The organism is Bacteroidales bacterium (assembly GCA_031275285.1).
Lineage (GTDB): Bacteria > Bacteroidota > Bacteroidia > Bacteroidales > UBA4181 > JAIRLS01.
Window position 1 is genome coordinate 1 of the sequence record JAISOY010000039.1, and the last position, 6,476, is coordinate 6,476.

The following is a 6,476-nucleotide window of genomic DNA, read 5'->3' on the forward strand; positions in this document are numbered from 1 at the left end:
AGACTTCTGCGACCGCTGCACTGTTTGTCGTATTTCAAAGATACAATTTTGAAAGCTAATCACAACACGGTCAGGCTTCTTTAAATAGCATTTAAAACTGTTTGTCGTATTTCAAAGATACAATTTTGAAAGCTAATCACAACAAGGGAGTGGAAGACTTGGACGGGTTATGGACTGTTTGTCGTATTTCAAAGATACAATTTTGAAAGCTAATCACAACTGTCGTTCGTAATCCGAATGCTGGAACTGACTGTTTGTCGTATTTCAAAGATACAATTTTGAAAGCTAATCACAACCTCGTCTGTTTTCCTCTCTCCAATATCATACTGTTTGTCGTATTTCAAAGATACAATTTTGAAAGCTAATCACAACGTTATGTACATATTATTCGTTATTAATTAACTGTTTGTCGTATTTCAAAGATACAATTTTGAACTCTAATCACAACTATGGGAAAGGCCCTATATGTTATTAATGAGTGTAAAGCTCCCAATATATTTTATTTTATTTGCTTCGTATTCATCACTTTTTCTTTTGTTTATAGTGCAACTGCATTAATCCTGTGCCAAATGTTTGCACGTTTACAAGTTCAAGTTGTTGTTCAGGTCTGCCGTCTTTGAAAAGTCTTATACCGCTACCAAGCAATATAGGCACAACTGAAATTATAAACTCATCAATCAGGTCACTTTTCAAAAGTTCATTCACAATTTCTGCACCGCCATCACAACAAATGTCTTTTCCGCTTTCATTTTTCAGTTGCTGTACCAATTCAACTAAATTTCCTGTATAGAATATTGTTCTACCAACACTCGGTCTTTCCGTTCTTGTGATAACATATACATTTTTATCTCCATTATCGTAATGAGAAGAACCAATTTCATTAAGCACCCAATCGTAAGTTTTCCTGCCAAGAATTATGGTATCGATATTTGCTGTAAATTTAGCATAGCCATAATCTTCGCCCTCTTTTTCTACAATTTTCAAAAAGTTAAGATCGTTGTTTGGTTTCGCAATGTAACCGTCTAAACTCGTTGCTATGTATAATGTTAATTTTCTCATCTTTATTTCCGTTATTAATTTTTACTGTTTTTTTCGCCTGTGAAATTAATAAATATTTGAGATACAGAGACAATAGAGCCTCGAATACTTTTCAATAACTGATGAAATATACATGTAGCCTATAAAACACCTATCTTTGCAATCGATAAAGATTATCCGGATATTTCATAAAAATCATCAAAAATGTTTAGACTTTACCTGGAATTAGGAATCGAGCATATAGCCGACCTGCAGGGCTATGACCACATTCTGTTTGTTGCCATGTTGTGCGCCGTATATACTTTTACCCAATGGAAGAAGGTGTTGATCATGGTTACCGCATTCACCATCGGACATTCCGTTACCCTGGCGCTGGCCACATTGAATATACTGAAAGTTTCATCGGCATGGATCGAATTCCTGATCCCCGTGACTATATTTATCACAGCTGCCGGGAATATTATCTCCGGTGGACAGGACAGAACCTCCGCCATGATCAAATACAGCCTGGCCTTGTTTTTCGGGTTGATCCACGGATTGGGTTTTTCTTCTTATCTGCGCAGCCTGCTGGGAACGGAGAAATCCATTGTGGTTCCCTTACTTGGGTTCAATATCGGTGTGGAAATAGGGCAGATACTGATCGTTTTATGTGTTCTGCTGATTACAGCTTTGATGACCCGTGTACTAAGGATGAAGCAACGCGACTGGATACTGGTATTGTCAGGTGCCGGCGCCGGTATATCATTGATTATGTTGCTGGAGAGGTGGCCGTAAGGAATGGAGAATGGAGAATGGAGAATGGAGAATGGAGAATGGAAAATTAACAATGAATGATGAACTATGAGTTTTTCAGTTTTTCAGTTCATCATTTATTGTTCATCGTTCCTATTTTTTGATTTTTAACTTTCTTACATTCCTAATTTCAAACCTTATAAATATCATAACTTTCTGACTTTATGAACGTTCTCACTTTTTAACTTCATAATCCAGGCGATAGCCGGCCTCATGAGCATCAGCGAGTAATGGAGAACCTTTAGCTCGACGTAGCCAATAGAGAATGGAAAATGGAAGTAACCATGCTTTATTATTTTTAACCTGAGACAGGATGGATACCGTTTCCGTCGAGCATCATATGATCTTTTCCGGCACAAGTGTAACAATAAAATTGCCCGGCTTTTTCTACGGTCCGGTTTTTCATGACACTCTCCCCACATGCCGTACATAACACGCTCGCGCGTATAGCAGCATATTCCGGTATTTCCGTTCTTACTTCCTGAACGGCAAACAACTCCTCAAAAGGGATCTCCAAGGTACCAAAGGCCCTTTCCAATGCCAGTTTCCGGTAAGTAGCCACCATCTCCGGATCATGATCCTGTTCCTTCACTACTTTGCGGTAATATTCCCGGAATTCCGGAAAAGCATTCATGATGACTTCTCCTGATGTATGCTTCGAACAGATCCTGATACCCTTTCCGTCCCTGCGGGATAAGGTAAAAGCCGTTTTTCCCAGATCCTTATAGATCAATGCATTGTTTCCAAAAGAACATCCTGTAACCCATTGAATACCATCAGAAAAACAATTGTTCGTCTCGGTAATGGCCAGCAGGTCTTCCATGCCGTCGGATGTTGCCTGCATCTGCCGCATGGCATATACAGCGGCCATTACTCCCATAGCTAGTCCGGGACAAAAATGCCCGTGCATCTGTCCGGCTTCCATCAGTAAAAGGTCCGTCCGGTGATTCATGATGTGGTTCTGTATCTCGATACGGGGTTCGGACCTGAGTATGGAATGATGTACTTTATGCCGGTCGGTTTCAGACACCATCAATGAGGTATCGCAGCATTTAATATCGATCACCGGGCTGTTATTGAGTGCATCAAGTCCTTCCACGATAAGTTCATTACCGTTTACTTCCAGTAATTTCACCATCGTGATACCGATCAGGTTGGGCCGTTTCGGACTACGTGAAGCAAAGACACCCCTTTCAACTCCGGAACAGGTTGTCCCTGAAAGGGATACAGGCGCATTTTCCTGCCGGTGAAAATAAAAAACAATATCCAGGTAACCGCAATCCCGGATATTCAGCAAGGCCTCATGATAATCAGGGTAAATGATGATCTTACTTGTTGTTCTTTTTATGATCCGGGGATCTGTCGATTCGTCGAACCCGTTGATCACTTTACCGACCGGAATGAAGGAAATCTGGTTCATGATGATTTAAATAATATCAATAAATTAAGCCACATTTAATGAACGTTATCAATGGGGCTTAAGAAAATAACAAATAGCACCGGGTGCTTATTTTTCTCCCGGCCATTTTCCGGGGACAATGAATAATTGCCCGTCCCGATCGATGATGTCCACCGGTATCTGGTACAATGTTTCGATATGTTCCGTAGTGATCACTTCCCGTCCGCCATAGGAGAATATATGCCCGTCTTTCAGCATCATGATATGACTGGCATAACGTACAGCCATATTGATATCGTGTATGGCAATAACAATGGTCATTTCTTTTGCCGATAATGTTTTCAGGACTTCCATCACCTCCAGCTGGTGCCGGATATCCAGATTGGCGGTCGGCTCGTCAAGGAGCAAAACTTCCGGTTCCTGTGCCAGCGCACGTGCGATCATAACGATTTGTTGCTGCCCTCCGCTTAGTTCGTCGGTCCTCTTCATCGACAGGTGTCCGATATCCAGTAATTTCAATATCCCGGCCGTAATATCCAGATCGTTTGCCGACGGTTTCCAACTGATATAGGGTTTGCGCCCCATCAGTACAGTATCGAATACAGTGGCGGATAATCGTCCGCGCTCACTCTGCGGGACATAAGCCACCTTTCGCGCCATTTCATTGGCCGAATAGGCGTCTGATGTCTTCCCGTCGATCAGGATCTCTCCTTTTTGTACTCTCAGGATGCCGCTGATACACTTGATCAACGTACTCTTCCCGGAACCGTTCGGCCCCACAAGCGCCACGAAGTCACCGATTCCGATATGACAGCTAACATCCTGTAGTACTGGATGGATATGATAACTGAATTCGATGTCCCGGATATGGATCATGGCTAATATTTTTTATTCATACCTTTGATCAGGAGAAAGAGGAACAGGGGTGCACCTATAAAGGAAGTAAGAATACCTACCGGAAGGATCACCGGAGATATCACCGTTCTCGCCAGCGTATCCGAGAACAGGAGAAAAAATCCCCCGAAGATAGCAGAGGCAGGTATCAGGAATTGTTCATCATTACCAATGATCCTGCGGATGATATGAGGAACGACCAACCCGACAAAAGCAATCACCCCATAAAATGATACTACTACCGCCGTAGCCAACGTTGCAGCAACCATCCCGGTCAGACGGACCCGCTTTACGTTTACCCCGAGACTCCGGGCATGTTCGTCTCCCGACTGCAGCGATTTATAGGTCCATACCTGCCAGAAGAAAAATACCAGAAGCGGCACCAGCACCATGGTAAATATCCACAGGTTGTCCCATGAAGCCCTTCCCAGATCGCCAAATGTCCAGAATACGATAGAAGCCAGTTGTACATTATCTGCAAAATACTGCATGGCTGAAATTCCTGCCATAAAAAGGGAAGAAAGGATGATCCCGGAAAGGATGATCATTTCAGGAGTAGCCCCTTTGTATTTTGACAGCAGGAGGATCAGCAGTACCCCTGCGATACTCCATGCAAACGCCGATAATGTGACCACATAAGGATGATCGATCATGGCCATATCATTGGATCCGCTGTAGGCACTTCCGGCGCCCAGTACAACAATGGCAAAGGCCGCCCCGAATGCGGATGCTCCTGTGATCCCCAATGTATAAGGCGAAGCCAGCGGGTTACGCAACAGGCTCTGAATAACAGCACCGGATACTGCCAATGCGGTTCCGGCCAGAATAGCGCCTATTACCCTGGGTAACCGGATATGCAGAATGATCTGGGAGGTAAACCCGGAACCCTTACCGCATATCAACTGCCATATATCGGCCAGCCGGATATCAGCAGTCCCCAATACCAATGACATAACAGAAAAAACGACCAATAGCAGCGACACGATCATAATGAAAGCGATCCTTTTACGGACATATCTCTTATATTGTGATATAATAGCGCTACTCATCGGATCTTCTTTTTATCGATCATCCGGAAACTATTACCGGTTATCCATTCATCAAACACCGGCTTACCAAAAAACACAGCCGATATTTCATTCCCTTTTTCACGGATATCTATATCCGGAAATTCCTCAGGATACATGACTTTTGCGGCAAACCAACTGTTGATCAATACCATTTCATAATTGATGGCATAGTTATTATAGGGCAGTAAGGTATATATTCTATTATTCTGCACGGCTCCCAATCCGTACAAACTTTTTCCCGTCCTGATATCATCCAGGGAAAGATCCAATCCCGATTCATCGATAAAAATTATATCCGGATCCCACAGTAACAACTGTTCTTTGTCAATATAGGTTCCTTTTACATGGGAGATCAATCGTTTTTCCAGTACGGACGCCACGTTTCTGGCATGTGTGAACGAAAACGGAGGAAAATAAGGCTGTGTGGATGCAATTCCTTTTGCACCGCTATAGGAAATTCCTCCGATATATACCCCGGTCCTGTCTTTCTCCGGTATATCTGCCGTGCGCTCTCCGAGTTCACGGATCATGGCCTGCATATATCCGACCAGGCTGTCAGCCCTTTCTTCCTTATGCAACACTTTCCCGATCAGCCGTAATGAACTATACAATGTATCCCTTGCTGAGGTCGCCATTTCAGGACATTCAAGCGCCACGACAGGGATACCTGTCTTTTTCTGAAGTACATCCGCTTCTCCGATAGTGGTGTAAGAAGTAAAAATAACATCCGGCCTCACATGAAGGATCATTTCCGCATCACCTCCCATCAAAGGACCGATCACTGGTAATTCCAACAACTCCGGGAAAGGAGCCAGGTACGGTCTCGGGCTTCTGGTCTCTGCCTCTTCAATGCCTGCAATCATGTCCGAAGTATCCATGTACAAGAGCAACCGAAGTGTTCCGGCCCGGATCCCCACGATCCGTTCTACTTTTGAAGGAATGGTTATTTTCCTTCCGAGCATATCTTCCACAACCGTTCCTTCAGTATTTGGCTGAAACCGGGAGTGACATCCCATGACGGTCACAACAATGAGGCAAAAGCCAATGATGTATTTTTCTTTCTTCAGCATGGGTTAGAACTTAAGGGCCAGTTTTCCGGTAAAGATCCTTCCGGGAGACATATCATTGGCCGTTTCCATATGGCGGTTATCGAAAATATCCTGTACATCCAGCATGATATGGAAGTTACTGAACAATGGCCTGGATAACTGGATATCAAAAGTCGAATACGCTTTGATGGCGCTTTCGTTGGTATCGTCCGAAAATTGTTTTGACTTGTATAA

Annotated in this window: 7 protein-coding genes and 1 CRISPR repeat array; of the genes, 1 reads left to right on the top strand and 6 read right to left on the bottom strand. The window is 43.5% G+C overall.

Translation table 11 applies throughout. The features are described from left to right. Positions 1–19 precede the first annotated feature (19 nt). A CRISPR array of direct repeats spans positions 20–448; the repeat unit is 47 nt; unit sequence ACTGTTTGTCGTATTTCAAAGATACAATTTTGAAAGCTAATCACAAC. 74 nt (positions 449–522) lie between these two features. Then, a complete protein-coding gene (locus LBQ60_03430; GenBank protein MDR2036954.1) occupies positions 523–1,059 on the bottom strand; it encodes a dihydrofolate reductase family protein in 537 nt (178 codons plus the stop codon). Between the two features lie 183 nt (positions 1,060–1,242). Between LBQ60_03430 and LBQ60_03435 the strand changes: the two genes are divergently transcribed. Further along, positions 1,243–1,812 carry a HupE/UreJ family protein gene (locus tag LBQ60_03435; protein ID MDR2036955.1) on the top strand — a complete coding sequence of 190 codons (570 nt, stop codon included), beginning with the start codon at positions 1,243–1,245 and terminating at the stop codon, positions 1,810–1,812. A 316-nt stretch (positions 1,813–2,128) separates the two neighbouring features. Here the strand turns inward: LBQ60_03435 and LBQ60_03440 are convergent, their stop codons facing one another. The 5 genes from LBQ60_03440 to LBQ60_03460 form a co-directional block, all read right to left on the bottom strand. Continuing rightward, positions 2,129–3,250, bottom strand: coding sequence for a TrmO family methyltransferase (locus LBQ60_03440; GenBank protein MDR2036956.1), 1,122 nt, complete (start codon positions 3,248–3,250; stop codon positions 2,129–2,131). Positions 3,251–3,337: 87 nt separating this feature from the next. Then, on the bottom strand, positions 3,338–4,105 hold the full coding sequence (locus LBQ60_03445; GenBank protein ID MDR2036957.1) for an ABC transporter ATP-binding protein: 768 nt from the start codon (positions 4,103–4,105) through the stop codon (positions 3,338–3,340). Between the two features lie 2 nt (positions 4,106–4,107). Continuing rightward, the gene (locus LBQ60_03450) at positions 4,108–5,172 is read right to left on the bottom strand and encodes an iron ABC transporter permease (GenBank protein ID MDR2036958.1); all 1,065 of its coding nucleotides are present in this window, start codon (positions 5,170–5,172) and stop codon (positions 4,108–4,110) included. Next, positions 5,169–6,263, bottom strand: a complete 1,095-nt coding sequence (locus LBQ60_03455; GenBank protein ID MDR2036959.1) for an iron ABC transporter substrate-binding protein — start codon at positions 6,261–6,263, stop codon at positions 5,169–5,171. Before LBQ60_03455 ends, LBQ60_03450 begins: the two co-directional genes overlap by 4 nt. A gap of 3 nt (positions 6,264–6,266) precedes the next feature. Further along, on the bottom strand, positions 6,267–6,476 hold a 210-nt coding region (locus tag LBQ60_03460), incomplete at its 5' end, for a hypothetical protein (protein MDR2036960.1).

Bases quoted from the DNA above. Each gene is read 5' to 3' on its own strand.
- LBQ60_03455 (MDR2036959.1), bottom strand. From the start codon at position 6,263: ATGCTGAAGAAAGAAAAATACATCATTGGCTTTTGCCTCATTGTTGTG.
- LBQ60_03435 (MDR2036955.1), top strand. From the start codon at position 1,243: ATGTTTAGACTTTACCTGGAATTAGGAATCGAGCATATAGCCGACCTG.
- LBQ60_03450 (MDR2036958.1), bottom strand. From the start codon at position 5,172: ATGAGTAGCGCTATTATATCACAATATAAGAGATATGTCCGTAAAAGG.
- LBQ60_03430 (MDR2036954.1), bottom strand. From the start codon at position 1,059: ATGAGAAAATTAACATTATACATAGCAACGAGTTTAGACGGTTACATT.
- LBQ60_03445 (MDR2036957.1), bottom strand. From the start codon at position 4,105: ATGATCCATATCCGGGACATCGAATTCAGTTATCATATCCATCCAGTA.
- LBQ60_03440 (MDR2036956.1), bottom strand. From the start codon at position 3,250: ATGAACCAGATTTCCTTCATTCCGGTCGGTAAAGTGATCAACGGGTTC.